Here is a 26,093-nt window from a genome sequence, read left to right on the forward strand (position 1 = left end):
AATTAATATAAGTTTGATTAAAGATAACTTTCTTTTATTTCACGCCATGAAATCCGGTGAATTATGATCGGACAACGCGGAACATTAATAGTTAATTTATTCCCGTCTGTTGTCGCTGCTATCACGGCGGCACGCGAGCAGTTTTCCACCGGAGGAGATTTTTCAGTTAATGGTTTTTGGGTATATGAGCCGCCGATATCGATATTATTATTGCCTGAAACGGTAAAACTAAAAGGTCCTTCCGTACTCACGCTACTGCCAGCTGGCGCTGCTTCATCAAAGACAAAATTCGGATCTGTGCTTTGTAATGCGCCCCCGGTTTTTACATTAAACTGAATTTTACCGGTGGTAACGGAGTTACGCTGGACGACAGAAGTAATTTTGCACGGATCAGGCAGTTTATTTTCTTTTTCTACATTATAAGTGCGCGATAGCACTGCGCCAGCATAAGAAACAATTATCGGTTTGGATACTACACGCTCACCGGTGTTTTCTTTGAGATTAAAATACCAGCCTCGATGAACTGCCGGGTTTTGCGGATAGTTACTCAGTAAACGGTAATCGCCAATTTGAATAAATTCTTGTTTTACCAGACTGCTTTTGCTGATTTCGTGCACTTCCGGCTGGCTCAGATCATCATAAATACCGTATACACTTTGCCGATCTTTATTTGTCAGGTCTGACTGATAAATATCGCTACCTGTGCCAAAAGTAACAATTGCTGTTGGTATTTCGCTGTTTGTATGCTGTGCTCCTTTTGCTTTAAGAAGAAATACTCCGGGGGCTGAAGTGATGGGGCCATCAGCAGTAAAGATTTTATACACTTTCCACTTTGACGGATTAGGGGCGCGTAAGTCAAACCGGTACAAATTACCCTGATAATCACCTGCATAGACAATATCAGCTACGCCGTCTCCGTTTATATCGATAACTGTCGGGCTGGAAAGGCCGCCGCTGCCATTAGGAGCAACCAGTTTGGCAATTAAATCTCCTTTTTTGCTGCCGGTATGAGTATAGGCCTGAGTGCCTACATCTATTCCCAGTATGTCGTAAATATATAAAGCTGATTCAGGTGAGGGTTTGGCTGTGATATCCTGAGCCAGGGACGGGGAGTAGTTATAGCCATTGCTGATAAATGCAGCCTGACGTATATGGTCTGTAATAGATGAATCTGAGGCATTAATATTTGAATTGACCCGCACTCTTGCAATGGCAGGTGTACCGACAGTATAACCAAACTGATTGTTTTTTCCGCTGGGTGTCTGGAACAGGAAAACATCTTCATACCAGCTAGGCGATTGCATGTTGTCTCCGGCTAATGGCCTGCCGGTAATAATGTCGTTTCCGCCGATATTGATGGCAAACGCGCCTCGTCCCGCTTGCCCGAGGGCAGAAACCATAAATATCTGCTGTGGTCGCCCGTTGCTGCCATCTGTCTGTTGTACCGTCATGCCTCCGTTAAGCAGGAAACGATGAGGAAAATTATCATTAGCACCATAGTTTTTGCTGGTTAAATCCTTGTAATAGTGAGCAACCAGATCAGAACCGTCATTACTCTGCCTTTCAATCCCCATTGGCATGTAATTAAATTTTAAATCATAAGGAAATTTGGAATTATTGCTTGAGCGGAAAACATAGACCATTCCATCATTAGCTGATGTAATCAGATACCGCTGGCGGTTATTTTCTATATTGCCGGCTGTAAGAATCGGATTATCTATAATATCTCCTAAATCCCGCGTATTCCCGAAGTCTGGCAAAGAGCGGCGGGTACGATAATCCAATACAAATTCATTTTTTTTCTGAGTATCCGCAGTAAGTGAACGGTTTAGCCATGCTAGTAAGCCATCGTGCCATTCATTACGATTTTTATTATTGTTGCTGATTTTAAATGTGCTGTTATTAAAGCTGTTCAGGCTTTCGTTAAAGAGATGTGTATATTTACCATCATTAAGCAATAACTGCCGGTTGCCGTATGTAGGCTGCATCGGGCATGAGCTGCTGTCATTTTTGGTATTGATATCGTAAATACAAATCCTGCTGCTCCATGAACCGGTTTCAACCTTGGCGGTAATCGACAGATTGCTCAGGTTGGTATTGGAAATGGCTACAGTCGGAGCTGTTGTAGTAGTCTGAATGGTTGATGCGGTCATTTCTCCTTTGATGGTTTTAAATATTTTTTCAAAAGCGCTGATAATTTCATCACGGGAATTGGCGTTAAAGAAACGTCCGTCAGGGTTGGTTGTTTCATTGTATTCGCCACTTGGTGTTGCGGCATTTTCCAGATAAGGAATGGCGATTTTGGCTTCATTTGTATTACGCTGCCCGAGACCTACTCCGATGGTGAATGTTTGTGCAGTTTGGCGGAAACGTTTTTTTGTTTTTGGATCAACTTCATTCCACGGCTGACCCGCATCATCAGTTTTTTTCCGCACTGGTGAGGCATTAATGGATTTACCGGTTGAGCTATAGTAATCACTGGTGTAGATGTAGTCACCAAAGTTATAGTTATTGAGCCTGTCTGTATAGTATTTCAGACGCAGCGGTTTATTGGTATTGTGATTGCGGGCAAGAAAATTTAAGCGATCGTTATTAGTTTCAAAATCCCGATCAAAGTAGCTATCGTAGCGTGAATCTGTATTTTTGGTGAAATTTTTATCTGAAATAGAATATGTATTATCAGCTTCACCATCACTTAGCAAAATAATATAGGATTTTTGGCAGCGATATTTCAGTTTGTTTATTACCAGATTGCGCGCAATAACAGGAAACTGGCGTGTAGTGGGGGTGTCGCATGGTGTCTCCAGTTTTTTGATGTTATTTAGCATGCTTTCATAATTGGCCGGATCAGAAGTGTCATAAAATTTATTGAATTTTTTCTGGTCACCGGTGCCGCACATCGGGCGAAATGCAAAGTACATATCATCATGATATTTTTCGATGATATCTGTCAGTACTTCTTTAACGGAATCAATACGCCGGTAGGTATCACAGCTATATCTGACTTCTGAGGTATTTTTGGGTTTTTCTGTAAATCCGTATTCATAACTACCAAATGGTGGCCATTTGCCCCCTTTACCATCCGGATTGGGAATCCATTTACTCACCCGACATTTATAGGTAATCGGTACGATGTTCATAGACATACTGCCTGAATCATCGATGTAAAAGGTAACATTGGGTTTAACGCTATATGACGAAGTAGTAATGGATTTACTTTGCAGATGCAGCGGAATATCAGCAAAGATATTTGCCGCAGCCAAAGCTGACGGAATAGCAAAAAGATTAAAAAAGCCCAGGACTGTGCAGCACAAGGTTCGACCGGATGTGATGTGTTTTGCTCCGGTAATTTGGAATTTATCTTTTTGTTTTTTCATGGAATTCCTTATTCAGTAGCATCTGTTGCTTACTTTTAGTAAATTCTTAGGCAATTAAGCTTTTTATGTGACAGACAGAAAATAAAATATGAATGTGCAGCTGATTGTCAGAGAAAATATAAAGATTCAAATAAAGGGTTATATTTAACTTTCCGGTAATAGTTACTCAGGAAAGCTCTCAGTCATGCTTCTGATTCAATACCGACGGCATTAATATGCTAAATAACTTATTTAGCAATTTTATGCTATTAAAGTTTAAATCTGAAAAATTAAAATCTATAGTTTATTTTAGAAGAAGATTGATTAACTTTGATTAGTTTATGCTGATAAGTTAGCGTAAAATTCTTAATTATTGCTCTTTATCTATTTTTATTATTATAAATTGCTATTTAATTTTATATAAATAATTTTTTATTTTTATTTAATAAATATTTAAAATCATTATTTCAATGTGAATAATTTATTTTAAAATTAATTTTATAGATTTTTAGCAATTTTATTGCTTAGAATATGATAATAAGCGTTTGTTGCTGTAAATATTGTATTTGGTTTTATATATTTTTTTTAATTTTAGGTGAATATGAAAGTATTGTTTGATATAACAAAAGTTCTATATGCCTTGGTTTGTTTTGCAGGTATATAGAATATCGTTTTCCACTTTCAATATAGAGATAATAGGGAAAGGAACAGAATTTTATATATTGAATATCTGAATCAAACAGGGCATCTAACCCATGCTATTGGTTAATCAATAACAAGTTTCAAGTGCCCTAAAATTTAAATTTAAAAAACAGTAAACTAAAAAAAATGTGCAACATTGCAATAAAAAGGGCTTGCTGTGTTTCTTACTCTGTGATTAAATACGCGCCTCGACAGCACAGGGTGATTAGCTCAGTTGGTAGAGCGTCTGCCTTACAAGCAGAATGTCGGCGGTTCGACTCCGTCATCACCCACCAGTTTTCTGTTTTATGCATTGCATAAAACTTGCGCGGTGGTAGCTCAGTTGGTTAGAGTACCGGCCTGTCACGCCGGGGGTCGCGGGTTCGAGCCCCGTCCGCCGCGCCAATTTCATAATTGCTGTTTTCTCTCTTAGGGGTGATTAGCTCAGTTGGTAGAGCGTCTGCCTTACAAGCAGAATGTCGGCGGTTCGACTCCGTCATCACCCACCAATATTTTTTCTCCTGATTTCTGATTTAATTAAATTCTTGATTGTTAATGGGCTATTTGTTTGCTGTTTTTTGTATGCAATCAAACTATCTGTGCTGGTGGCATTCATAGTCGATTATCAGTTTGTGATATTCAGACTGTTATTACTGGGTATATGCAATCAGAAACCCCTAGTTATTAATGTTCACTCACAGCTTATTTGCATCTGTCTGTATATGCTTAAGATATTTCACTTGGCACAATTTGCAAACTAACCTATAATTCATCGCTCAATCTTTTACTGATTGATTGCGGATATGGCGAAATTGGTAGACGCACCAGATTTAGGTTCTGGCGCTGAAAGGCGTAAGAGTTCGAGTCTCTTTATCCGCACCATCGAATTTTAAAGATATCTTATAAGCTAAGATATCTTTTTTTATTTCTACTCAGTCTGTCTAAATACTAACTAAAAACTACTTAGAAATTTTTTATCTGCTGTCAATTTTGTATTTTAAGTATAAATATCATTGGCATGATATTCGAATTTACCTGAATTCGTAGTTAAATTAATTCAATTTATATCTGTTATTAGCTTTTATTGACAGGTATTGATACAGATATATAGTTTATGCGTATGGTATGGTTTACGGATAAATAATATTTATCAATAGGTACGATTTGAAACAGTATATTGTAGATATTATCTGACTGATGTTGGGCTGATTTGCCAGTTGAAAAAAATGCACCATTATATAAATTTAAATGGTGCATTTTTATTTTGCTGATATGTTTGTTTTAGTTACATGGTTTCAAGTGTATCTATACCTAATAATGCCAGACCCTGTTGCAGGGTTTTGCCGGTAAGGCTGGTGAGCTGCAACCGGCTGTTGCGAGTGGCTTCGTCTGCTTTCAGTATTGGGCAGGCTTCATAAAAGCGGCTGAACAGGGTAGCAATCTGATACAGATAAGCGGCGAGATAGTGCGGATAAGAGGTATTGGCAACACTATTCAGAACATCTTCAAATTTAAGTAATTCTACAGCCAGTTGCTGTTCCATGGCTTCGTTCAGAGTGATCGCAGCATTGTTATCCCAGGTACCTGCTTTGCGAAAAACACTTTGCACGCGGGTATAGGCATATTGTAAGTAAGGAGCAGTATTGCCTTCGAAAGAGAGCATGCTGTCCCAGTCGAATATGTAATCACTGGTACGATTTTTGCTTAAATCTGCATATTTTACGGCACCTATGCCTACGACTTCACCTATATGTGCGATTTCATCGGCGCTCAGTTCAGGATTTTTGCTGGCAACCAGAGCAGATGCACGTGTTACAGCTTCGTTTAGTAAATCCATTAATTTTACTGTGTCACCGCTACGGGTTTTAAACGGTTTGCCGTCTTTACCCATCATGGTACCGAAAGGTACATGTTCCGCATGCACGGTATCAGGCAGCCAGCCGGCTTTACGGGCAACTGTAAATAATTCATCAAAGTGCAGGCTTTGGCGCGCATCCACAACATATAACAATCTGTTGCCGTGCAAGGTATTAATGCGGTAACGCAGGCAGGCTAAATCGGTGCTGGCATACAGGAATCCGCCATCTTTTTTCTGAATAATAAATGCTGCCGGTTCATTATCCTGATTTTTAAATTCATCCAGAAAAACAACTTTAGTGCCATCACTGTTAACGGCAATACCTTTGGCAAGAAGTTCATTCACTGTTGATTGTAATTGGTCATTGTAAAATGACTCGCCGGTTACATCGGCTGGTAAGAGTTTTAGGCCAAGTTTTTTATAGACCGCCTGAGCATGTTGCAAAGAGGTCTGTACAAACTGTTGCCACAATGCCAGTACGCTGGCATCTCCGCTTTGAAGTTTAACTACGTAATCACGTGCTGTGTCAGCAAAGTTTTTATCTTCATCAAAACGTACTTTGGCATTACGATAGAATTGTTCTAAATCCGCTAGTTCGAGATCTGCACGCCCGTTTTGCTGTTGTTCTATCAGGTAGGCGACCAACATACCAAATTGTGTGCCCCAGTCACCTACATGATTTTGGGCAATAACTTTATGTCCGAGAAAAGTAAGTACCCGGTTAAGGCTGTCTCCTATGATGCTGGAGCGTAAATGACCTACGTGCATTTCTTTAGCCAGATTGGGTGATGAGTAATCTATAACTATTGTTTGTGGCTTGCTGTTTCTGGCAATGCCCAGATGCTCATCCTGCAATGAGGTCTTAATATATTGTGCCAGTTTTTCAGGGCGAAGTTTTAAGTTAATAAAACCAGGGCCGGCAACTCTTGCTGTGGCAATCAGTGGGTTCTGCTGTAATGCATCGGCAACTTTTTGTGCCAGTTCGCGAGGGTTTTGTCTGGTTTTTTTGGCGGCACCCATGACGCCGTTAATCTGATAATCGCCAAAGTCACGATTTTTGGCTGGTTGCAGAATAATTGGCTGGTCTATGAGCCCGTTTGCGCTAAATGCTTGTTCAACTTCAGCTGCAACTAGTTGATGTAATTTCATGTTGGTCTGATAAATAGGAAAATGGCTAATTTTCGCATAAATAAGCGTAAATCGCATTAGCGCAGCACAATGAATAAACAGACTTGACGGGAATAATGCCTAAATTAGTTAAGAAAATTTTTTTGTGGCTATATAAGAATACTATATAGATAAATAGATTGGTAATTATCAATCAGATTAGCTGATTTATGCTGAATATGATTTGTGCGTTTTTAGTGTGTAAATGGATAATGTTGTTAAAGTATACCGGATACCAGCCGGTATACTTTAACTGTGTGATGATCAGCCTACGCGATAAAAGGCCAGACTACCAAGCAAGTTTGGCCAGAGGGAAATGCGTTTATTTCCGCTCATTACTGCTCGTTGCAAAATTTTTAAATGATTTTTGGCACATAATTTATCAAAATCCTGAAGGGTGCACCAATGAATGTTCGGGGTGTTATACCATTGATAGGGCATGCGTTCGGATACCGGCATATGTCCGCCCAGTGCGATTTGCAGGCGGTTGCGCCAGTAGCCGAAATTGGGAAAGGTGACAATAGCTTCTGCGGCGACTCGTTTCATTTCCTGCAGGATGTTTTCCGTATTTTGCATAGACTGAATGGTTTGGCTCAAAACGATAATGTCAAAGCTGTTATCATTAAAATGTTGCAAACCGGCTTCCAGATCAGCCTGTATTACGTTGATGCCACGTTGCATAGCAGCTAATACGCTATTGGTATTAATTTCTAATCCATATCCCTGACAATTTTTGTGTTTGACTAGTGCGGCCAGCAGTTCTCCGTCTCCGCAGCCTAAATCCAGTACACGACTATTGGGTGTAATCCAGTCGAAAATCATTTGCAGGTCATCACGCAGTGGTACTGATGATATGTTCATTGTGTTAGTTCAGTGGCAATATTGTTGAAATAAATGCGGATAGCCGCCTGATAATCAGCATCTTCCATTAAAAAGGCATCATGTCCGTGAGCTGATTTAAGAGCAATATATTGCACGGGTTTGTTGGCTGCTACCAAAGTATCGAGTAATTCCTGTGAGCGTCTGGGTGAAAAACGCCAGTCGCTGCTGAAGCTGGCTATCAGTATTTTTGCCTGAATTGCCGATACTGCGGCTACCAGATTACCATCATAATCACGCGCCGGATCAAAATAATCAAGTGCTTTTGTCATCAGTAAATAACTATTGGCATCGAACACTTCAGCGAATTTATCGCCCTGATAGTGAAGATAGGATTCAACTTCAAATTCAACGTTGTAATCATACTGGTAGTTTGGTTGTCGCATCTGGCGCCCGAATTTTTTACCCAATCCGTCTTCTGCCAGATAGGTAATGTGTCCCATCATGCGAGCGATACGCAAACCTCGTCGTGGAATTTTCTGCTGTTGCGCGTATTGTCCCTGACAAAAATCCGGATCGGTAAGAATGGCTTGTCTGGCTACATCATTAAAGGCAATATTTTGGGTAGATAATCGTGGAGCTGAGGCAATAATCAATGCATGTCTCAGGCGTTGCGGTTTGTCGATTGCCCATTGTAGTGCCTGCATTCCACCCAGACTTCCGCCCATAACCGCAGCCCATTTATCAATGCCGAAGCGGTCGGCCAGCATAGATTGACTTTCTACCCAGTCCTTTACGGTTACCATCGGAAAATCAGCGCCGTAAGCTTTTCCTGTGTCCGGATTGATACTCAACGGCCCGGTGCTGCCGTGACAGCCTCCCAGATTATTTAAGCCGACAACAAAAAAACGATTGGTATCAACAGGTTTTCCCGGACCAATCATATTATCCCACCAGCCGGGGTGTTTATCATTTTTACTATGGTAACCCGCTACATGGTGATTTCCTGACAGGGCATGACATATTAATACCGCATTACTTTTGTTTGCATTAAGTGTGCCGTAGGTTTCAATCATTAATTCAAACCGGGGCAGAACACAACCGTTTTGCAGGGTGAGCGGGCTGTCAAAAGACCACTTTTGCGGGGTTACAATGCCAATGCTGTCTATTTCTTTCATAAGATTAGTTAAAAGAATAGAAAACTGGCATTATAACGACTTTGTCTGGTTTGCACAGATATAACGTGTTTTGGAAAATAAATGATAGGCCGTTTGCTGCGTCTGTTTCTTTTTGTAATGTTATTGGGTGTTTTGCTTAAGTATTTACTCGGAAGGCAGCAAAAACAGACGCTCGGATACTGGGTAAACTGTCTGGCACTGGTGTTGATAGTAATTAGTTCGCTAATATTGCTGATATTTGTATTTAAATCTATCTTGTATTAATCAGCATTAATACAAACAGGTGATAAAAAAGCCGGTCTGATGTTTCAGGCCGGCCAGAGATATTTTCAGTATTTAAAGTAAGCTGCTCACTTCTGCTTTTTCTTCTTCAAGTTCAGCCAGTGTCTGATTAATACGCTGCTGACTGAATTCATCAATAGGTAAATCCTGGACAATAGTGTACTCGCCATTTTCACAAGTCATGGGAAAGCCGAATACTATTTCTTCCGGGATGCCATAAGAACCGTCTGAGGGTACGCCCATAGTAACCCATTCTCCATTACTGCCGATTACCCAGTCATGAATCTGATCGATAATTGCATTGGCGGCACTGGCAGCAGAAGACAGACCACGGGCTTCAATGATGGCTGATCCGCGTTTGCCTACTTTAGGCAAATACTCTTTTACATACCAGTCCTGATCATTAATCATTTCTGCTACGTTTTCATTATCTATCCGGGCAAAGCGGTAATCAGTGTACATGGTAGGACTGTGATTTCCCCATACACACAGCTGTTTTATTTTGCTTACTGGTTTATTAATTTTTTCTGCCAGCTGACTAAGTGCGCGGTTCTGATCCAGACGCATCAGTGCGGTAAAATTTTTTGCCGGTAAATCAGGGGCAGACTTCATGGCGATATAAGCATTGGTATTGGCAGGATTACCTACAACAAGGACTTTCACATCGCGGCTGGCCACTTTATTCAGTGCTGCACCCTGTGTTTTGAAGATTTCGGCATTGGCCTGTAATAAGTCGCTGCGTTCCATACCTTTACTGCGCGGACGTGCACCGACGAGGATAGCTATATCTGCATCTTTGAATGCCACTTCAGGATCATGAGTCGCAAACATATCGGTGAGCAGGGGAAATGCGCAATCCTGTAATTCCATCATTACCCCCTGGGCAGCAGTTTGCGACTGAGGCAAATCAAGCAATTGCAGGATAACCGGAGTATCAGCTCCCAGCATATCACCGCTGGCAATCCGGAACAGTAAAGCATAACCAATCTGACCGGTAGCACCCGTCACGGCAATGCGTACAGGTTTTTTCATAACATATCCTCTTAAAATAAAAACACGACTATAAATATTTTTTCTTGTCTTAAAGGTATTTAATATGTCTGTACTACAAGAATTTGAGCTGTATGATAGCAAAATTATTTTCAAAATTAAATTAATTGAAGTAATAGATTGATGCTTTTTTGAGAATATTAAGTGAGTTTTTCTGTGTTATCTTATGTCTTATATAAGACTTTATTTACATGAGTTTGAAATGTCGTACAATAGATTTAAAATCAGTTCGCTTAAAAGACACATTCCTTTATACCAGTCTGTAATGCAGCGGGTTTTTCATTTGCTTGCTGATGGTGATTTCAAGCCTGGTCAGCCTTTGCCTAGTGAATGGGATCTGGCCAGGCAGTGGAATGTAAGTCAGGGAACCGTGCGTAAAGGTCTGAGTGAACTGGCCGCGCGGGGTATTCTGCAGCGTTATCAGGGGGTAGGAACCTTTGTTACCCAGCAAAACTGGGACTGGGGATATTATCCTTTTACTGAAATTCCGGTATTGCAACAAGCTAAAACTGAGCAGGTTTGGCCGGTAGCTGAAGTTCTGAGTGTGACTGTTGCTGTTGCGGATGAAGAAACTGCTATGCAGTTAGGTATAAAAATCGCAGAACCGGTATGGAAAATTATGCTGCTATGGCGTACCGGTTATATTGAAGTGGCGGTGGATGAATTATTTTTACCTGTTGCGTTATTGCAGGATTTAAATGTACGTTTTATGCGCCGCCGCCGTAGTTTTTATGCTTTTTTGTTGCTTGAGTATGATGTTTTGATGGATACTTCGCGACAATGGCTTTGGCAGACAGTTCTGCGTCCTGAGATTGCCAGACTGTTGAAGGCAGATATGGCTTCGCATGCCCTTTGTATCGGGCGTTTGAGCCAGAGTGTCGACGGTGTTCCTTATGAATGGCGCCGGCGTTATTTACAACTTGGAAATCAGTCTTTGCAACTAAGTGGCAGCTCTGCTGAGTACTGATGCCAGTATTGTAAATAATTGGTGTGTAGTAATGTTGCCTGTTTGTTAAAAACTGGGTCAATTGCAGTAAATTTCGGTTGGGTGCGGCTTTGGTCGCTGGTTTTGAGTTTATATCTTCTAATAATACAAGAGGAGTCACCGATGCAAAAAGAAAGGCCAGTGTATCTGGATATACAAAAGATACGATTACCCATTCCGGGTATTGTGTCTATTTTTCATCGTTTTAGCGGTATCGCGCTATTTATCTGTATTCCGCTGTTTTTATGGCTGTTTTCAGGTACGCTTTCCCATGAATCTGCGTTCAATACTTATCAAGAGCTTGTGCATCATCCTATGGTGAAGTGCATTTTTTTTGTTCTTTTGCTGGCATATGTTTACCACAGTCTGGCCGGTGTGCGCTTTTTGTTTATGGATATTCATAAAGGTACAGAACTAAAAACGGCACGCGCTTCGGCTAAAGCGGTGGTTATTTGTGCAATTGTATTGTCCGTTATTATTTATGGAGCGTGCTTGTTATCATGATTGATCGTAAATTAGCCGGCGCGCACTATGGTCTGCGCGATTGGATTATGCAGCGTATCACGGCAGTAATCATGCTGGTGTACTCAGTCTTGTTTTTAATTATGATTATCTGTTTACCGCATAGTTATCAGGAATGGCAGTGTTTCTTTGCTCAGACGTGGGTTCGTCTGATAACACAGATTTTTGTGCTGGCACTGGTATTGCATGCATGGGTTGGTATACGTGATTTGTGGATGGACTATATCAAACCAGCAGGTTTGCGCCTGTTTTTGCATGTTGCCACTATCCTGTGGCTGGTTGGCTGTCTGATTTATTCTGTTAAAGTGATTTGGGGGGTAGCATGAATATGCCCAAGAGTTTGCCGATACGTCGTTTTGATGCCGTAATCGTAGGCGGCGGTGGTGCAGGGCTTCGTGCCGCTCTGCAATTATCTAAAGCAGGTTTAAATACAGTAGTGCTGTCTAAGGTTTTTCCAACCCGTTCTCATACGGTAGCTGCCCAGGGCGGGATTTCTGCTTCGCTGGGTAATGTACAGGAAGACCATTGGAACTGGCATATGTACGATACCGTTAAAGGTTCCGACTGGCTGGGTGATCAGGATGCAATCGAATTCATGACACGCCGCGCTCCTGATGCTGTAGTTGAACTTGAACATATGGGTATGCCGTTTGACCGAGTTGAATCCGGCAAAATTTATCAGCGCCCGTTTGGCGGACATACTGCTGAGTTTGGTAAACGTGCTGTAGAACGTGCCTGTGCAGTGGCAGACCGTACCGGTCATGCAATGCTGCATACCTTATATCAGCAAAATGTGCTTGCAGAAACTCAGTTTTTTGTGGAATGGGCTGCTTTGGATCTGATTCGGGATTCAGAAGGTGTGGTAATTGGGGTTATTGCAATGGAAATGGAAACGGGTGAAGTTTTCATTTTGCATGCAAAGGCTGTACTTTTTGCTACTGGCGGTGCCGGACGTATCTATGCTTCTTCTACCAATGCCTATATGAATACTGGTGATGGTCTGGGTATGGCTGCCCGTGCAGGCATTCCTCTGGAAGACATGGAGTTCTGGCAATTCCATCCTACTGGTGTGGCGGGTGCCGGGGTGCTGATTACTGAAGGTGTGCGTGGTGAAGGCGGAATTTTGCTTAACAGTGAGGGCGAGCGTTTTATGGAACGTTATGCGCCAACTGTAAAAGATCTGGCCTGTCGTGATGTGGTGTCCCGTGCAATGGCTATTGAAATTCATGAAGGCCGTGGAGTAGGTAAAAATAAAGACCATGTACTGCTGAAAGTGGACCATCTTGGCGCAGAAAAAATTATGGAAAAACTGCCGGGCATCCGCGAGATTTCCATTCAATTTGCCGGTGTGGACCCAATTAAAGATCCGATTCCGGTGGTTCCGACCTGCCACTATATGATGGGCGGTATTCCTACTAATTATCATGGTCAGGTGGTAATGGCCAAAGGTGATGATCTGGAAGCTCCAGTTCCCGGTTTCTATGCAGCAGGTGAATGTGCCTGTGCTTCAGTGCATGGTGCAAACCGTCTGGGTACCAATTCTTTACTTGACCTTGTTGTGTTCGGGAAAGCAGCCGGCGATCATATGATTGACTACATCAAAAAGCAGGTAGCACACCGTGAGTTGCCGGCAGATGTTGGTGAAAAAACACTTGCACGTCTGAGCCGTCTGGAAAATCAGACTAATGGTGAAGAGGTATCTGAAGTACGTAATGATTTGCAGCGGTGTGTACAGTCACATGCCGGGGTATTCCGTACAGATGCTCTGCTGAAAGAAGGAATTGAAAAAATCAATGAAATTGCCGAACGTGTAGCCAAAACCCAGATTCACGATAAGAGTAAGGTTTGGAATACTGCACGGCTGGAAGCGCTGGAGCTGGATAATCTGATTGAAGTGGCTCAGGCGACCCTGGTTTCTGCTGAGGCACGTAAAGAATCACGCGGAGCACATGCTTCCGATGATCATCCGAACCGTGATGATGAAAACTGGATGAAACACACATTGTACTACGCTGAAGATCAGCATCTGGAATATAAACCAGTACACACTAAACCTCTGAGTGTGGAATACATAAAACCAGCTGAACGCGTTTACTAAGGAACTATCAAGATGGAAAAAATCCGCTTCCAGGTGTACCGCTATAATCCCGATGTGGATGATAAGCCGTACATGAAAGATTATGAACTCGAAATTGAACCGACTGATGTAAAGCTGTTGGATGCGCTGATTAAACTTAAAGCGCAGGATGACAGTTTGTCATTCCGCCGTTCCTGCCGCGAAGGTATTTGCGGTTCTGATGGTATGAATATTAATGGTAAAAATGGTCTGGCATGTCTGACTGATATTCGCAGTCTGAAACAGCCGATAGTGTTAAAACCGTTACCTGCTTTGCCGGTTATCCGTGATCTAATTGTTGATTTTACTCAGTTCTTCAATCAATACCATTCAATTAAACCCTATGTGATCAATGATACAGCTGCTCCGACACGTGAACGTCTGCAGTCACAGGCTGAGCGTAAAGAGCTGGACGGTTTATATGAATGTATTCTGTGTGCCTGCTGTTCTACTTCATGTCCTTCTTTCTGGTGGAATCCTGACAAGTTTGTTGGTCCTTCAGGTTTGCTGAATGCTTACCGCTTTATTGCTGATACTCGTGATACACGCACCAATGAACGTTTGGACAATCTTAATGATCCTTACCGTCTGTTCCGTTGTCATACGATCATGAATTGTGTGGATGTTTGCCCTAAACATCTGAATCCGACTCGTGCTATCGGTAAGATTAAAGATTTAATGTTGAGAAGAGCTATCTGATGCAGGATTTTGATGATAATGCTAAACGTCGCATACGCTGGCTAACCCGACGCGGTTTACTGGAACTGGATATTATTCTTGGCCGGTTTATGACACATGCTTTTGATCAGTTATCTAATGAAGAGTTAGCTGTGTTTGTGGCGTTAATGGATTTGCCTGATCCGGAAATTCTGGCGTTAATCAATCAGTCTGAGGGTTGTACTGACTCTGAATTTGAGCCTGTTCTGGCTAAAATCAGGCAGGCTCAGTAGTTGTAAATACTTTGCTTTTATTAACGTATTTAAGTTTAGTTTATTTAAATAGAAAAATTGAAAATTAAGGAGTTATGGATGACTAAGAAAGCTATACTGAGCATTGAGGGGCAAGAGCCTTTTGAGATGCCGGTTTTGTCTGGCAGTTTGGGTCCGGATGTAGTGGACATTCGTAAACTGTATGGTGAGACCGGGACATTTATGTTTGATCCCGGGTTTACTTCAACCGCATCCTGCGAATCCAAAATCACTTTCATTGATGGTGAAAAGGGGCAGTTATATTATCGGGGATATCCTATTGAGCAGCTGGCTGAACACAGTGATTATCTGGAAACATGCTATCTGCTCGTATATGGTGAATTACCTGATGCAGTCGAAAAGCAGAAATTTGAACTGGGTGTTTTGCGCCATAATATGGTGCATGAACAATTAACCTGGTTTTTCAGGGGTTTTCGTCGTGATGCTCATCCGATGTCAATGATGGTCGGGGTAGTAGGTGCACTGGCTGCATTCTATCAGGACAGTTTGGATATCAATAATCCTGAACACCGCCGAATTGCGGAATACCGCATGATTGCCAAGATTCCGACTCTCGCAGCTATGTGTTACCGCTACTCAAAAGGATTGCCATTTAATTATCCGCGGAACAATCTGACTTATACCGGTAATTTCCTGCATATGATGTTTGCTAAACCAACTGAGGATTATGTTGTTAATCCTGTGCTTGAACGTGCTTTAGACCGGATTTTCATTTTGCATGCGGATCATGAGCAGAATGCATCTACTTCCACAGTACGCATTGCCGGTTCTTCTGGGGCAAATCCGTTTGCATGTATTGCTGCCGGGATTGCCTGCCTGTGGGGACCTGCTCATGGTGGTGCCAATGAAGCAGTATTAAAAATGCTGGATGAAATTGGTGATGTGTCCCGCGTTGAAGAATTTATGCAGGGAGTTAAAGAAAAGCGTTATCGTCTGATGGGTTTTGGACATCGCGTGTACAAAAATATGGATCCGCGTGCCAAAATCATGAAGCAGACATGTGATGAAGTGTTAAAAGAACTGGGATTGCATGATAGCCCTAAATTCAAGCTGGCAATGGCTCTGGAAAAAATTGCGCTTGAAGATCCTTATTTTGTTGAACGCAAGCTTTATCCGAACGTGGATTTTTACTCCGGTATTGTGCTGAGTGCTTTAGGTATTCCGGTAACTATGTTTACCGTGCTGTTTGCACTGGCACGTACAGTAGGCTGGGTATCACACTGGCACGAAATGATAGCTGATCCGAATCAGAAAATCGGTCGCCCGCGTCAGCTGTATACAGGCTCCGGTCGGCGCGATTATCTCCCGGTGGATAAACGCTAGTTATTTATGTATTCAGGCAGCTTTATTGCTGCCTGAAGCATACTGATGCTTCATCACCATGCTTATGCGTGGTGATCTGGAATCGGTATGTTGATATGCGGTAATCTGGAATCGGCAATCGATTCTTTATTGGTAGGGGATAGTGATATTCCTGTTTTATTAGTTTGAGGTAAAAAGGATTTTTACCATGATGGAAGAACAAACCAATCTTTCTTATTTATATGGTGCCAATGCTCCTTATATTGAGGAGCTTTACGAGAGCTACCTAAAGGATCGTGATTCAGTTGACGAATACTGGAAAGATTATTTTGACAAAGTAGCTGCATTACCGGGCTATGTTGCCAAGGATATACCGCAATTACCGATTCAGGAATCTTTTGTTAATCTGTCCAGACAGCATGCTGCTACTCAGGGTAGTGTTGATTTAAATGTATTGCAGAAGCAGGTATCAGTATTAAATCTGATGAACGCTTATCGTATACTCGGTGCGCGTAATGCAAATCTGGATCCGTTAAAACGCCGTCCTAAAGAATATCTGGCTGAACTTGATCCGGCACAATACGGGCTGACTGCGGCAGATATGTCTACTAAATTTTATACCGGCAGCGATTTTGGAAGCAGTCCTAAACTGCCTTTATCTGAAATTATTAACCGCCTGGATCAGACTTATTGCAGCACCGTGGGTGTTGAGTATATGCATATTACCCGGCCGGATGAACGCAACTGGGTACAAGAGCGAGTGGAAAAAGATTTATCAGTTTCCAGTTATACGCCTGAACACAAACGTCGCATTCTGAAGCAGCTGACTGCGGCTGAAACGCTTGAACGCTATTTGCACACCCGTTATGTCGGTCAGAAACGCTTTTCACTTGAAGGTGGTGAAAGTACAATTGTCGCCCTTGATTATCTGATTCAGCACTGTGGTAGTCAGGGTGTTGAAGAAGTTATGATTGGCATGGCCCATCGCGGCCGCCTGAATGTGCTGGTAAATATTCTGGGTAAAGAACCCCGTGATTTATTCAGCGAATTTGAGGGTAAATATACAACTACTCTGCCAAGTGGTGATGTGAAATACCATATGGGTTTCACTTCTGATCTGGCTACCGGTAACGGCCCTTTACACGTTTCACTGGCTTTCAATCCTTCTCATCTGGAAATTGTTAACCCTGTTGTTGAAGGGGCAGTACGTGCGCGGCAGAAACGCCGTGGTGAATCCGGTCGTAATGCGGTATTGCCGGTATTGATTCATGGTGATTCTGCATTTATTGGTCTGGGTGTCAATCAGGCTAATTTCAATCTGTCACAAACCCGCGGCTATACTACTGGCGGTACTATCCATATTGTTATCAATAATCAGATTGGTTTTACGACTTCTGATTTACGTGACACTCGTTCTACAGTTTACTGCACAGATCTGGCTAAAATGGTTGATGCGCCGATTTTCCATGTGAACGGTGATGATCCTGAAGCTGTTAGCTATGTAATGGGTCTGGCAATGGATTACCGTAAGTCTTTCGGTAAAGACGTGGTGGTGGATATTGTCTGCTTCCGTAAACTGGGTCACAACGAGGGTGATGATCCGATGCTGACTCAGCCAATGATGTATAACAAAATTCATCAGCATCCGGGCACCCGTTCTCTGTATTCTGATCGTCTGGTAAGTGAAAATGTCATTACCAAAGAACAGGCTGAGGGACTGATTCAGGCTTACCGTGATGCACTGGATAAAGGTGAGCATGTTGAGCAGACTACTCTGACTGATTATAACCATAAGTATGCAGTAGACTGGACACCTTATATGGGTACCCACTGGAATCATCCGGTTGAAACCGGTATTCCTGCTGCTGATATTAAACGTCTTGCTGAAAAATTTACTGCATTGCCGGAAGGGTTTACTCCGCATAATACGGTGAAAAAAATGCTGGCCGGTCGTATGGCGATGGCAGAAGGTACGCAGCCGGTAGACTGGGGTATGGCAGAAACTCTGGCTTATGCCAGTCTGGTAACTAATGGTAATGGTGTACGCATTTCCGGCGAGGACTCCGGTCGTGGTACTTTCTCACACCGTCATGCAGTACTGCACGATCAGAAACGTGAAAAAAGTGATGCCGGTGCTTATGTACCATTGCGTAATCTGAGCGAAAATCAGGCTTCTTTCTTAGTAATTGATTCTATTCTGAATGAAGAAGCTGTATTGGCTTATGAATACGGATTTGCCTGCAGTGCGCCTGACCAGCTGGTTATCTGGGAAGGGCAGTTTGGCGACTTTGCTAATGGTGCTCAGGTTGCCATTGACCAGTTTGTCACTTCCGGTGAAACCAAATGGGGACGTTTATGCGGTCTGACGGTCATTCTGCCGCATGGTTACGATGGTCAGGGTCCGGAACACTCTTCTGGTCGTCTGGAACGCTGGTTGCAATTATGCTCTGAAGAGAATATTCAGGTTGTCATGCCGTCTGAGGCTTCTCAGATGTTCCACCTGCTGCGCCGTCAGGTATTACGTCCATACCGTAAACCACTGGTTATTTTCATGTCTAAACGTCTGCTGCGCTTTAATGAATCCATGAGCCAGCTCAGTGACTTTACTGAAGGCCACACTTTCCGCCCGGTTATCGGCGATCAGGTTGAAGGTAATGAAAATAGTGTTAAGCGTGTGATTTTGTGTGCCGGACAGGTTTACTACGATATCAATAAAGCACGTCTTGAACGTGATCTGGGTAAAGACATTGCGATTATCCGCGTAGAACAGTTATATCCGTTCCCGTACGAACAGCTGGCTGCTGAACTGAGCCGTTATCCTAATGCAACTGAAATTCTTTGGGCTCAGGAAGAACCGAGAAATCAGGGTGCCTGGTTCCAGATTCGCCATCGCATTGAAAAGATTGCTGGTAGCAAGCAAAAGGTTATTTTTGCAGGCCGTCCGGCTAGTGCCTCACCAGCAGTGGGTTACATGAGTAAACACGTTGCCCAGCTTAAACAGCTGGTTGATGATGCGTTGGACTTGAAGTAATCCGAATCTGTTATGAATAACTGGCCACTGTAGTGGTGGCCGATACCCTTTTTTTAGGAGTAATCCATGATTATTGATGTAACCGTTCCTATGCTTCCGGAAAGTGTGACCGAAGCTACCCTGATGACCTGGAATAAAAAAGTGGGTGATTTCGTACAGCGTGACGAAAACCTGATTGATCTGGAAACAGATAAAGTTGTACTGGAATTACCGGCTCAGCAGGCAGGTAAACTGGTTGAAATCATTGAAGCAGATGGTGCTACCGTAACTGCCGGTCAGTTACTGGCAAAAATCGATACTTCAGCTACTGTAGAAGCCGCAGCTCCGGCAGCAGCCGCTGCTGAAACTGCTCCGGCAGCTGCTGCAACTCAGACTGCCGCTCCGGCTAATCAGTCTCAGGCTGGTGTTGCCATGCCTGCTGCTGCCAAACTGGCTGCAGAAAAAGGTGTGAATACTGCTAATATTCAGGGTTCAGGCCGTGACGGACGTGTACTTAAAGAAGATGTTGCCGCTGCAGCTTCAGCTCTGGCTGCTGCTCCGGTTATGGCGACCAGCAAAGCCTCTGCACCTTCTACAGCCGGTGAACGTGTGGAACAACGTGTACCTATGTCACGTCTGCGTTCTCGTGTTGCTGAGCGTTTATTACAGTCACAGCACGAAAATGCTATTCTGACAACATTTAATGAAGTGAACATGAAGCCGGTTATGGATTTACGTAACCGTTATAAAGAACAGTTCCAGAAAGAGTATGGCGTTAAACTGGGCTTTATGTCTTTCTTTGTTAAAGCTGCTGTTGCCGCATTGAAAAAATATCCGGTTGTTAATGCTTCTATTGATGGTACTGATGTTGTATACCATGGTTATTTTGATATTGGTATCGCAATTGGCAGCCCGCGCGGTCTGGTAGTACCGATTCTGCGTGATGCAGATCAGATGAGCATAGCCGATATCGAACAGGCTATTCATGATTATGCAGTTAAAGCGAAAGACGGCAAGCTGGCACTCGAAGACCTGACTGGTGGTACCTTCAGTATTACTAATGGCGGGACTTTCGGTTCTATGATGTCTACACCGATTATTAATCCGCCTCAATCTGCTATTTTAGGCATGCATGCGACTAAGGAACGTGCAGTAGTAGAAAATGGTCAGGTTGTTGTACGTCCGATGATGTATCTGGCTCTTTCTTACGACCACCGTTTGATTGATGGACGTGAAGCCGTACTGACTCTGGTAGCGATTAAGGATGCTCTGGAAGATCCTGCCCGTCTGTTGCTTGAACTGTAAGCAAATAAACTGGCTGCTATAGTTAGTATTTTTATCTGGCAGGCAATAATAACAACCGTAATGATGGCCGCCACACATTATCAAATGGCGTTTGTGCCGCATTACGGTTTATTTTATCAGTCAGAAATATTCATGATTGAAAGGAATTTTAATGTCTCAATTTGACGTTGTGGTAATTGGTGCAGGTCCTGGTGGTTATGTCGCTGCTATTCGTGCAGCTGAACTGGGTTTTAAAACTGCTTGTATTGATGCCGGCTTGAATAAACAGGGTGATGCACCGGCACTGGGCGGTACCTGTCTGAATGTTGGCTGTATTCCTTCTAAAGCTTTATTACAGACCAGTGAAAATTACCATGCAGCGCAAACTGAATTTGCCGAACATGGTATTGATGTTCAGGTTAAAGGCTTTGATGCCAGAAAAATGATTGAACGTAAAGATGCCATTGTAAGTAAACTGACTAATGGTATTGGTTTTCTGTTTAAAAAAGATAAAGTAGAAAGTATTTTTGGCCGGGGTTCTCTGCAAGGGCAGGCTGATGGTTTATGGCAGATTGAAGTTGATACTAATGGTAACAAGCAACAGATAACTGCCAAACATGTAATTGTGGCGACAGGATCTTTACCTCGCCCGCTGCCTTTAACTGAAATTGACAATGTTAATGTACTGGATAATGAAGGTGCGCTGAATCTTGAAGCGGTACCAACTAAACTGGGCATGATTGGTTCCGGTGTTATCGGGCTTGAAATGGGTTCAGTTTGGAATCGTCTCGGTTCTGAGGTGACTATTCTGGAAGCAATGCCGTCCTTCCTTGCTGCAGCTGATCAGCAGGTAGCGAAGGAAGCTTTCAAAATTTTCACTAAAGAACAAGGTCTTAATATTCACCTTGGCGTAATGGTTAAAGAAATTGTTAAAGGTGAAAACAATGTCACTGTTAAATATACAGTTGACGGTGAAGAAAAGACTGAAACTTTTGATAAACTGGTTATTGCTATCGGACGTATTCCTAATACTAACGGTCTGAATGCTGAAGGTGTTGGTCTGCAGAAAGATGAACGTGGCTTTATTGTCGTTGATGATGAATGCCGCACCAGTTTGCCAAATGTCTGGGCAATTGGTGACGTGGTTCGTGGTCCGATGTTGGCGCATAAAGCTTCCGCTGAAGGCGTGGCTGTGGCTGAACGAATTGCCGGTCAGAAACCTTTTGTAGATATGAACACTATTCCTGCGGCTATGTATACTCATCCGGAAATTGCATGGGTTGGCCAGACCGAAGAACAGCTAAAAGCTGCCGGTGTAAAATACAAAAAAGGTCAGTCCAGCTTTGCTGCCAACGGCCGCGCCCTGGGTATGGGTCAGGCTAAGGGATTTGTGAAAATTCTGGCTGATGCAGATACTGATCGTGTACTGGGTGTGCATATTATTGGCCCCGTTGCATCAGAACTGATTGCTGAAGCAGTTATGGCAATGGACTTCAAAGCTTCCAGCGAAGATATTACCCGAATTGTTCACGCTCATCCGACTTTATCTGAAGTGACCCATGAAGCAGCATCTTCAGTTAAATAAGTTTTAAATAATATTCAAAAACAGCCCGTATCCATGAGGATACGGGTTTTTTAGTGGATTATTTTGCATTGCTTGATTTATCTATTTGTACTATCTATTTGTATTATATAATTATTTTTGTGGGTTTTTGTTTTGTTTTATTGTAATATCTGTAATATTGCTATTTTATTCATTAGAAAAAACTAAATCAGGGAAGAAATATGGCGCATAATTACAGTATTTTTCATGTTGAAGAACCGTTCAATGAGCTATCTGCGGGTGCTTTAGCTCAGAAGGACTATTATTATTATAATCAGTTAAGAACATGGAAATTTAAGGATGAACTTTTTCCTTTTAATGATATACATCATAAAAAATATGATGTCCGTGACGGTAGCGACTGGGACAGTGTGTTAAAACCTCGTATTAAAGAGCGTCTGGACAAAGCTGATAATATAATTTTGTTTTTGAGTGAAAATACTTTTCAGTCAAGAGGGGTAAAAGAAGAATTGGAGTATGGTATAGGATATCTGAAATTACCGGTTATTGTGCTGTATGCAGACATACAGGATAAAAAACTTATGATGGTAGAGGGTAAAAAAGACATGAGTTTTAAGGTACATTATTTTATAAATAAATTACCCTTATTCAAACAATTGAAATCGCAAGTTCCTGTGTTGCATGTACCGCTAAATAAAGAAATGGTATCTAAAGCCTTAAAGAAAAATAATTTTGTTAAAAATAGTCATCTTAGTCCGAATAATTATATGCTAAATGATTAAAATATAATTATTTTTAATCGTTATAAATTTTAATGTATTTTAGAATCTGAATATTATTACCTATTAAGGTTAAAGAATTATTCCTGCCAGTGTTTTTTTATTTTATCAAGTGCTCTGCGATCACGTTTGGTGGGTCTGCCGTCCGGATATGCAGCAGTTATCTGACTTGCCTGATTTAAAGCCTTGATCTCTTCACGCTTAGCGATGCTATTGTTGTCTTCGCTATAAAGTAAACGGGCTTCAGGAGCCGGGCGGCGCATATGATTTAATCGTTTTACCTGAATTTTGTAAGGAAGAGAATTTAGAGTTAAATCAATGGTATCACCAATCTGAATATTCTTACTGTTTTTGACTTTGGCGCCGTTGACCTGTACCCGTCCCAGTTCAATGTGTTTTTGTGCCAGTGCGCGGGTTTTAAAGAATCTTGCAGCCCAAAGCCATTTATCCAGACGCATTGCTACTGTGCTGATATTGTTGCTGTTATTCATATAATTTATATATTCCTGCTTGTAATTTTTATTTATTTTAGTTGCTGATAATTGTTGGATTAAATAATTTAGCTTATTTAAAACAGATTTTGCGCGAAATGTATAAGTTTAATCCGGTTTAACAGAAATTTTGTCGGTTATATTGAAAACCTGACGTAAATAAGCCAGAAAAGTGCTGTTGTCTGTCATGGTTTTACCTGGCGAATCCGATATTTTGGCCACAGACTGACCATTACATTCAACAAGTTTTAATACGATATTCAACGGGGTTAAACCCATATCATTGGTAAAATTGGTGCCGATACCAAAGCTGGTTTTAAAACGGCTGTTAAAATGAATATATAAGTCCCACGCGCGTTGTAAATCCAGACTGTCGCTGAAAGTCAGCATTTTGGTACGGGTATCTATTTTGAGTTTCTGATAATGGGCATAGGCTTTTTCACCCCAGATATACGGATCACCGCTATCGTGGCGCAGTCCGTCAAATAATTTGGCAAAATACAGATCGAAATCACACAAAAATGCATCCATACCGACTACATCTGTTAAGGCAATACCCAAATCACCACGATACTCATGTACCCAGGCTTCCAGTGCCGCTTTTTGAAAATCACGTAACCGGACATCTAAAGCCTGAAAAGCCTGCAAAAATTCATGAGCCATAGTGCCAATCGGAATCAGATTGAGTTCTTTGGCGATATGTACGTTGCTGGTTCCTCTGAAAACGCCGGGTGCCGCCTCATGAAGAGTTTTAATCACATGCTTTTGCCATGAATAACGATAACGCCTCCGGGTGCCAAAATCGGAAACAACAAAAGGAGAGTTGTAATGATGCTGTTCATTAGCATAGTAATGAATCAGTTCAGCCTTTGCTTGCAGACGGCGCTCTCCCTCTGCCAGTATTTCCGGAGATTCCAGCCGATGAAAGTACAATTCGTTAACAATAGACAGCACAAATATTTCGAAAAACATTGCCTGAATAATCGGTCCTTCAATGCGGATATTCAGGTATTGATTATCATCTACAGATGTTTTGATAAAACGCCGTTTTAGTTGAAACAGCTCCATATAGTCGACGAAATCACTTTTAATAAAGCGCAGGCTGCGCAAATATTGCAATTCATCTTCAGTGAATTTCATCTGGCATAGCCGGTCAAGCTCCCAGTCAAGTTCTTCTAAAATTTCACCAAGCGGGTAGGCTGTTTCATGATTGTTACGGCAACGAAACTCATAGACACCGGTTGCCTGAGGGAATTGATGCAATACTACCTGAAGCATAGTGAATTTATATAAATCTGTATCCAGTAAAGACTGGATAATGGGCGGACGGTTGGTATCTATGGTCATATTGCTGGAGCAATTCATAAAAGTAATTGATATGTACTATGCGGAAATAGATGTACTGAATTCTGTTTCAGAATTGTTACAGAGTTTTTATCCGCATTTCAAAATTTGAGCTCATTCATTTAACAATCCTCATTTATTCGGGGCTAAACTTTCCGCTCCTGTTTCATTTGAGAAATGGGTTTTATCAGCATAGTTGTAATCTTTACCCGGCTGCTGTGCAGTTCGTTTGAATAACTGTAACATGATTTATTATTACAGTTGCGTTGCTTGAATATAATTTACTATCAGTATTGTTTCTGATCTGCTTTGGATTTGCTTAAACTGGGATTGAACTTAATTTCATGTTCAGCCGAGATTTAATACTGTTTACTTTTGAAAAGCTTTTTATCAGTTAGCCACTGCCGGCATTTGCAGATGTGCCCGTGCAAAAGCAATGGGTTTATCTGACTGATCCTGCCACATAGTTGCAGTAACATGTGAAATGCGCTTTCCGGCATGCATAATTTCACATTGTGCATAACTGTCTACAGGTTTACCGCTTAATAAATAATCCGTTGAGTAGTCAATAATCCGGGCAGATTCTTGCAGGTTTTGCTGCTCCATCAGATATAAGCCGATACAACTCTGTAAAAAGCCGCCAATCAGCCCTCCATGCAGTGCAGGCAGGAAAATGTTACCAATATTTTGTCTGGCAAAAGGCAAGCTGTACAGACGTTTATTAAGACTATCCGTACCAATTTGCAGATTAATTGCTGCACAGTACGGTATGCGCTGATGAGCTTGAATAGTCAGCTGTTCATCCGGTTGAAAAATTGTTGAGTTCATTTTGCCTGCTCCTGTTGCAGATACGCCTGTAATGCTTGCTGTTCTGCTTGGGTTAACGGGTTATGAATAAAAGTAGACATTCCCAGTGCAAATGGCCGGGTTTCATCATTTTGAAAGCAGTGGCTGCGGATAAAGGCAATTGAACCTTCCTGCCGGTAACAGTGTGCACGTACATGTATAGGCTGATCAGGCACTGGCTGCATCAGATAATCTATGCGCATATCCAGTGTAGCAGTCGTTTCAAACTGTTGAAACAATGCTGCTAATGTACAGGCGGAAGCCATATCTACCAGAGTAGTAATAATGCCGCCATGAATATTGCCGGTTTTCGGACTTTCCAGCAATTCGTCGCGCCAGTCTACCGAAATAACAGGTTCATCAGAACTACTGTCACCGTAGATTTTTAACCAGCGGCAATGCGGAATATTTAAGTAATGATTAAACAGAGTTTGAAATAATACAGGGTTAGCAGGCATAAGATTATCCTG

General features: G+C 42.1%; 20 protein-coding genes and 4 tRNA genes. 15 read left to right on the forward strand and 9 right to left on the reverse strand.

Annotated features, from left to right (window positions below; all coding sequences use genetic code 11):
- Positions 1–17: 17 nt before the first annotated feature.
- The gene (locus tag H3V00_RS06210) at positions 18–3,377 is read right to left on the reverse strand and encodes a PilC/PilY family type IV pilus protein (RefSeq protein ID WP_198206779.1); all 3,360 of its coding nucleotides are present in this window, start codon (positions 3,375–3,377) and stop codon (positions 18–20) included.
- Between the two features lie 880 nt (positions 3,378–4,257).
- Between H3V00_RS06210 and H3V00_RS06215 the strand changes: the two genes are divergently transcribed.
- From H3V00_RS06215 to H3V00_RS06230, 4 genes are all read left to right on the forward strand, one after another.
- Positions 4,258–4,333 (forward strand) — tRNA-Val (locus tag H3V00_RS06215).
- Positions 4,334–4,365: 32 nt separating this feature from the next.
- Positions 4,366–4,442 (forward strand) — tRNA-Asp (locus H3V00_RS06220).
- 28 nt (positions 4,443–4,470) lie between these two features.
- A tRNA-Val gene (locus H3V00_RS06225) sits at positions 4,471–4,546 on the forward strand.
- 288 nt (positions 4,547–4,834) lie between these two features.
- Positions 4,835–4,919, forward strand: a tRNA-Leu gene (locus H3V00_RS06230).
- Between the two features lie 403 nt (positions 4,920–5,322).
- Here H3V00_RS06230 and argS read toward each other — a convergent pair.
- The 4 genes from argS to H3V00_RS06250 form a co-directional block, all read right to left on the reverse strand.
- Positions 5,323–7,044 (reverse strand): arginine--tRNA ligase, encoded by a 1,722-nt coding sequence (gene argS / locus H3V00_RS06235; RefSeq protein ID WP_198206778.1) that lies wholly within the window; start codon positions 7,042–7,044, stop codon positions 5,323–5,325.
- 282 nt (positions 7,045–7,326) lie between these two features.
- Positions 7,327–7,923, reverse strand: coding sequence for a methionine biosynthesis protein MetW (gene metW, locus H3V00_RS06240; RefSeq protein ID WP_025330891.1), 597 nt, complete (start codon positions 7,921–7,923; stop codon positions 7,327–7,329).
- Entirely contained in the window at positions 7,920–9,059 is a 1,140-nt protein-coding gene (locus tag H3V00_RS06245) for a homoserine O-acetyltransferase (protein WP_198206777.1), read from the reverse strand. The genes metW and H3V00_RS06245 overlap by 4 nt, the downstream gene beginning before the upstream one ends.
- Positions 9,060–9,395: 336 nt before the next feature.
- A complete protein-coding gene (locus tag H3V00_RS06250) occupies positions 9,396–10,373 on the reverse strand; it encodes a malate dehydrogenase (RefSeq protein WP_025330888.1) in 978 nt (325 codons plus the stop codon).
- Between the two features lie 220 nt (positions 10,374–10,593).
- Between H3V00_RS06250 and H3V00_RS06255 the strand changes: the two genes are divergently transcribed.
- The 11 genes from H3V00_RS06255 to H3V00_RS06305 all read left to right on the forward strand — a co-directional run bounded on the left by H3V00_RS06255 (position 10,594) and on the right by H3V00_RS06305 (position 22,945).
- Positions 10,594–11,358 carry a GntR family transcriptional regulator gene (locus H3V00_RS06255; protein WP_172397395.1) on the forward strand — a complete coding sequence of 255 codons (765 nt, stop codon included), beginning with the start codon at positions 10,594–10,596 and terminating at the stop codon, positions 11,356–11,358.
- Between the two features lie 141 nt (positions 11,359–11,499).
- Positions 11,500–11,880 carry a succinate dehydrogenase, cytochrome b556 subunit gene (gene sdhC, locus H3V00_RS06260; RefSeq protein ID WP_198206776.1) on the forward strand — a complete coding sequence of 127 codons (381 nt, stop codon included), beginning with the start codon at positions 11,500–11,502 and terminating at the stop codon, positions 11,878–11,880.
- Positions 11,877–12,224, forward strand: a complete 348-nt coding sequence (sdhD, locus tag H3V00_RS06265; RefSeq protein ID WP_025330885.1) for a succinate dehydrogenase, hydrophobic membrane anchor protein — start codon at positions 11,877–11,879, stop codon at positions 12,222–12,224. Before sdhC ends, sdhD begins: the two co-directional genes overlap by 4 nt.
- Before the next feature lie 2 nt (positions 12,225–12,226).
- Positions 12,227–13,996, forward strand: a complete 1,770-nt coding sequence (gene sdhA / locus H3V00_RS06270) for a succinate dehydrogenase flavoprotein subunit (RefSeq protein ID WP_232335939.1) — start codon at positions 12,227–12,229, stop codon at positions 13,994–13,996.
- 12 nt (positions 13,997–14,008) lie between these two features.
- A complete protein-coding gene (locus H3V00_RS06275) occupies positions 14,009–14,713 on the forward strand; it encodes a succinate dehydrogenase iron-sulfur subunit (protein WP_025330883.1) in 705 nt (234 codons plus the stop codon).
- Positions 14,713–14,964 (forward strand): succinate dehydrogenase assembly factor 2, encoded by a 252-nt coding sequence (locus tag H3V00_RS06280; protein WP_037395189.1) that lies wholly within the window; start codon positions 14,713–14,715, stop codon positions 14,962–14,964. Before H3V00_RS06275 ends, H3V00_RS06280 begins: the two co-directional genes overlap by 1 nt.
- Before the next feature lie 78 nt (positions 14,965–15,042).
- The gene (gltA, locus tag H3V00_RS06285; RefSeq protein ID WP_037476469.1) at positions 15,043–16,326 is read left to right on the forward strand and encodes a citrate synthase; all 1,284 of its coding nucleotides are present in this window, start codon (positions 15,043–15,045) and stop codon (positions 16,324–16,326) included.
- Positions 16,327–16,513: 187 nt separating this feature from the next.
- Positions 16,514–19,336, forward strand: coding sequence for a 2-oxoglutarate dehydrogenase E1 component (locus H3V00_RS06290; RefSeq protein WP_025330880.1), 2,823 nt, complete (start codon positions 16,514–16,516; stop codon positions 19,334–19,336).
- A gap of 66 nt (positions 19,337–19,402) precedes the next feature.
- The gene (gene odhB, locus H3V00_RS06295) at positions 19,403–20,620 is read left to right on the forward strand and encodes a 2-oxoglutarate dehydrogenase complex dihydrolipoyllysine-residue succinyltransferase (protein ID WP_198206774.1); all 1,218 of its coding nucleotides are present in this window, start codon (positions 19,403–19,405) and stop codon (positions 20,618–20,620) included.
- 151 nt (positions 20,621–20,771) lie between these two features.
- A complete protein-coding gene (gene lpdA / locus H3V00_RS06300) occupies positions 20,772–22,184 on the forward strand; it encodes a dihydrolipoyl dehydrogenase (RefSeq protein ID WP_110414283.1) in 1,413 nt (470 codons plus the stop codon).
- 200 nt (positions 22,185–22,384) lie between these two features.
- Positions 22,385–22,945: a toll/interleukin-1 receptor domain-containing protein gene (locus H3V00_RS06305; RefSeq protein WP_037395175.1), complete on the forward strand. Its 561-nt coding sequence runs from the start codon at positions 22,385–22,387 to the stop codon at positions 22,943–22,945.
- A gap of 77 nt (positions 22,946–23,022) precedes the next feature.
- Here H3V00_RS06305 and H3V00_RS06310 read toward each other — a convergent pair whose 3' ends face one another.
- The 4 genes from H3V00_RS06310 to H3V00_RS06325 all read right to left on the reverse strand — a co-directional run bounded on the left by H3V00_RS06310 (position 23,023) and on the right by H3V00_RS06325 (position 26,081).
- Positions 23,023–23,433, reverse strand: a complete 411-nt coding sequence (locus H3V00_RS06310; RefSeq protein ID WP_096765525.1) for an RNA-binding S4 domain-containing protein — start codon at positions 23,431–23,433, stop codon at positions 23,023–23,025.
- Positions 23,434–23,541: 108 nt separating this feature from the next.
- Positions 23,542–24,780 (reverse strand): nicotinate phosphoribosyltransferase, encoded by a 1,239-nt coding sequence (pncB, locus tag H3V00_RS06315; RefSeq protein WP_198206773.1) that lies wholly within the window; start codon positions 24,778–24,780, stop codon positions 23,542–23,544.
- A gap of 387 nt (positions 24,781–25,167) precedes the next feature.
- Complete coding sequence (locus tag H3V00_RS06320) at positions 25,168–25,605, reverse strand: PaaI family thioesterase (RefSeq protein ID WP_084551261.1); 438 nt, start codon at positions 25,603–25,605, stop codon at positions 25,168–25,170.
- On the reverse strand, positions 25,602–26,081 hold the full coding sequence (locus tag H3V00_RS06325; RefSeq protein ID WP_084551259.1) for a PaaI family thioesterase: 480 nt from the start codon (positions 26,079–26,081) through the stop codon (positions 25,602–25,604). The genes H3V00_RS06320 and H3V00_RS06325 overlap by 4 nt, the downstream gene beginning before the upstream one ends.
- Between the last annotated feature and the right edge of the window lie 12 nt (positions 26,082–26,093).

It is taken from the genome of Snodgrassella sp. W6238H11 (genome assembly GCF_016100525.1).
In the GTDB taxonomy this organism is placed as follows: Bacteria; Pseudomonadota; Gammaproteobacteria; order Burkholderiales; family Neisseriaceae; genus Snodgrassella; species Snodgrassella alvi.

Bases quoted from the DNA above. Each gene is read 5' to 3' on its own strand.
- H3V00_RS06280 (WP_037395189.1), top strand. From the start codon at position 14,713: ATGCAGGATTTTGATGATAATGCTAAACGTCGCATACGCTGGCTAACC.
- H3V00_RS06320 (WP_084551261.1), bottom strand. From the start codon at position 25,605: ATGAACTCAACAATTTTTCAACCGGATGAACAGCTGACTATTCAAGCT.
- H3V00_RS06305 (WP_037395175.1), top strand. From the start codon at position 22,385: ATGGCGCATAATTACAGTATTTTTCATGTTGAAGAACCGTTCAATGAG.
- H3V00_RS06250 (WP_025330888.1), bottom strand. From the start codon at position 10,373: ATGAAAAAACCTGTACGCATTGCCGTGACGGGTGCTACCGGTCAGATT.
- H3V00_RS06245 (WP_198206777.1), bottom strand. From the start codon at position 9,059: ATGAAAGAAATAGACAGCATTGGCATTGTAACCCCGCAAAAGTGGTCT.
- pncB (WP_198206773.1), bottom strand. From the start codon at position 24,780: ATGACCATAGATACCAACCGTCCGCCCATTATCCAGTCTTTACTGGAT.
- H3V00_RS06275 (WP_025330883.1), top strand. From the start codon at position 14,009: ATGGAAAAAATCCGCTTCCAGGTGTACCGCTATAATCCCGATGTGGAT.
- sdhC (WP_198206776.1), top strand. From the start codon at position 11,500: ATGCAAAAAGAAAGGCCAGTGTATCTGGATATACAAAAGATACGATTA.
- sdhD (WP_025330885.1), top strand. From the start codon at position 11,877: ATGATTGATCGTAAATTAGCCGGCGCGCACTATGGTCTGCGCGATTGG.
- H3V00_RS06310 (WP_096765525.1), bottom strand. From the start codon at position 23,433: ATGAATAACAGCAACAATATCAGCACAGTAGCAATGCGTCTGGATAAA.
- H3V00_RS06325 (WP_084551259.1), bottom strand. From the start codon at position 26,081: ATGCCTGCTAACCCTGTATTATTTCAAACTCTGTTTAATCATTACTTA.
- H3V00_RS06290 (WP_025330880.1), top strand. From the start codon at position 16,514: ATGATGGAAGAACAAACCAATCTTTCTTATTTATATGGTGCCAATGCT.
- sdhA (WP_232335939.1), top strand. From the start codon at position 12,227: ATGCCCAAGAGTTTGCCGATACGTCGTTTTGATGCCGTAATCGTAGGC.
- H3V00_RS06255 (WP_172397395.1), top strand. From the start codon at position 10,594: ATGTCGTACAATAGATTTAAAATCAGTTCGCTTAAAAGACACATTCCT.
- lpdA (WP_110414283.1), top strand. From the start codon at position 20,772: ATGTCTCAATTTGACGTTGTGGTAATTGGTGCAGGTCCTGGTGGTTAT.
- metW (WP_025330891.1), bottom strand. From the start codon at position 7,923: ATGAACATATCATCAGTACCACTGCGTGATGACCTGCAAATGATTTTC.
- H3V00_RS06210 (WP_198206779.1), bottom strand. From the start codon at position 3,377: ATGAAAAAACAAAAAGATAAATTCCAAATTACCGGAGCAAAACACATC.
- odhB (WP_198206774.1), top strand. From the start codon at position 19,403: ATGATTATTGATGTAACCGTTCCTATGCTTCCGGAAAGTGTGACCGAA.
- gltA (WP_037476469.1), top strand. From the start codon at position 15,043: ATGACTAAGAAAGCTATACTGAGCATTGAGGGGCAAGAGCCTTTTGAG.
- argS (WP_198206778.1), bottom strand. From the start codon at position 7,044: ATGAAATTACATCAACTAGTTGCAGCTGAAGTTGAACAAGCATTTAGC.